Below are 1,792 nucleotides of genomic sequence, written 5' to 3'. Positions count from 1 at the left end.
AAGCTGCCCGATGCCGCCAAGGCGCTCATCGAAACGCATCGCCTGCGCATCGCCGCCAAGCCGCTGGNCATCATCAAGATCGATGCCCACTCGGAAGCAGCCCTGCTGCAGTTCGTTCCCAATCCGCCCATCGATGCCATGCGCATCATCGAGCTGGTGCAGAAGAACCGGCAGGTCAAGCTCAATGGCCCGGACAAGCTGCGCATCACGGCCAACATGCCAGACCTCAGCGCGCGCGTGCAGCAGGTCAAGGCCACCATGAAGGCGCTCACGGGTTGAGGCTGTAGACAATCCTCCCCGCATTGCCCGAGTCAACGTATCAACGTATCAACGCATCCATGAATCAACAGAACAACATGAACCTGATCCTGCAAGCCCCCAAGCAACATACCGTTTCCTCTTCCGCCATCGATGCCATCGCCGCGCTGGCCGGTGGTCGTGCCGAGCGCCTGGCCGATGAGCGCGTGCCGGATGTGGACGCCTGGCGCGTGGCCGGCGTGCGTGGCAATGATGCGCTCAAGGCCAGCATCGATGCCGCCTGCCTGCAGGCGCGCCTGGACTATGCCTTCATCGAAGAAGGTCGCAAGCTGTCCGACTTCCGCCTGGTGGCCATGGACATGGATTCGACCTTGATCACCATCGAATGCATCGATGAGATCGCCGACATGCAGGGTTTGAAACCGCAAGTGGCCGAGATCACCGAAGCCGCCATGCGCGGCGAGATCGAATTCAACGAAAGCCTGACGCGTCGCGTGGCGCTGTTGCAGGGGCTGGATGCCGGCGCGCTGCAGCGTGTCTATGATGAGCGTCTGCAATTGTCGCCGGGGGCGGAGAACATGTTGAAGACGGTACAGGCGGCGGGCCTGAAGACCTTGCTGGTGTCAGGCGGTTTTACCTTTTTCACCGATCGCATGAAGGCCCGCCTGGGCCTGGACTACACCCATGCCAATACGCTCGAAGTGGTCGATGGCAAGCTCACCGGCAAGGTCGTCGGCGGCATCGTCAATGCCGACGAGAAGCGCGCCACGGTGGAGCGCGTCTGTCGCGAGATCGGCGCCGAGCCGGCGCAGGCCATCGTCATGGGCGATGGCGCCAATGATTTGCGCATGATGGGCATCTCCGGTCTGTCGGTGGCTTTCCGCGCCAAGCCCGTGGTGCGGGCCCAGGCCAGCGTGGGCTTGAATTTCGTCGGATTGGACGGCATCTTGAACCTGCTGGCTTGATGCTCCGGGCCGCTTACCTCTCACTTCAGGAGACGCGATGAATCAGGAACTGGTATTCGATCCACAGACCCAAACCGGCCGTGACCTGGTGTGGTGGCTCTACCTGGCCCATGCCGCCTGTCTGGTGTTTTCGCTGGGCATGTTGTCGTGGTTGCCGCTGATCGTCAATTATCTCAAGCGCGGCGATGTGCGCGACACCTTCCTTTACACCCACCATCGCTGGCAGATCCGTTCCTTCTGGTGGTACCTGTTCTGGGTCTTCGCCGGCGGTGTGCTGTGGATGACGGTAATCGGCATCCCGCTGGCGGTGCTGGTGTTTTCCCTGGCCTGGATCTGGAAAGCCTATCGCCTCATCAAGGGTTTCCTCGACCTGCAGGATAACAAGCCCATGCCGGTCTGATCCAGGTAGAGATTTCCTGCCGGTATAGATGGCGCCCCCCCGGTGGGCGCCATTTTCATTGCGGTGAAGCAATTTTCACTGGTGCAGGGGATAATAGCGATATTGAAACGTTTCAATGGTAATCTCGAATTATCACTAGAAATCGCTATAAAGATTCCATCCAAGGGAA

General features: G+C 60.0%; 3 protein-coding genes. All 3 read left to right on the top strand.

The window, feature by feature from the left end; translation table 11 throughout:
• The coding region (locus I5W_RS27750) for a TRCF domain-containing protein (protein ID WP_044531686.1) at nt 1–279 on the top strand (279 nt) is incomplete at its 5' end.
• A gap of 59 nt (nt 280–338) precedes the next feature.
• Entirely contained in the window at nt 339–1,223 is an 885-nt protein-coding gene (gene serB, locus I5W_RS27745; protein WP_044531685.1) for a phosphoserine phosphatase SerB, read from the top strand.
• Between the two features lie 37 nt (nt 1,224–1,260).
• Complete coding sequence (locus I5W_RS27740) at nt 1,261–1,623, top strand: DUF4870 family protein (RefSeq protein WP_017451742.1); 363 nt, start codon at nt 1,261–1,263, stop codon at nt 1,621–1,623.
• Nucleotides 1,624–1,792 lie beyond the last annotated feature (169 nt).

This window comes from Herbaspirillum sp. B65 (assembly GCF_000333555.1).
Lineage (GTDB): Bacteria > Pseudomonadota > Gammaproteobacteria > Burkholderiales > Burkholderiaceae_D > Herbaspirillum > Herbaspirillum rubrisubalbicans.
This window is presented reverse-complemented; position numbering and strand designations above follow the sequence as displayed.

Coding starts and splice junctions, on each gene's coding strand:
- serB (WP_044531685.1), top strand. CDS start 339: ATGAATCAACAGAACAACATGAACCTGATCCTGCAAGCCCCCAAGCAA.
- I5W_RS27740 (WP_017451742.1), top strand. CDS start 1,261: ATGAATCAGGAACTGGTATTCGATCCACAGACCCAAACCGGCCGTGAC.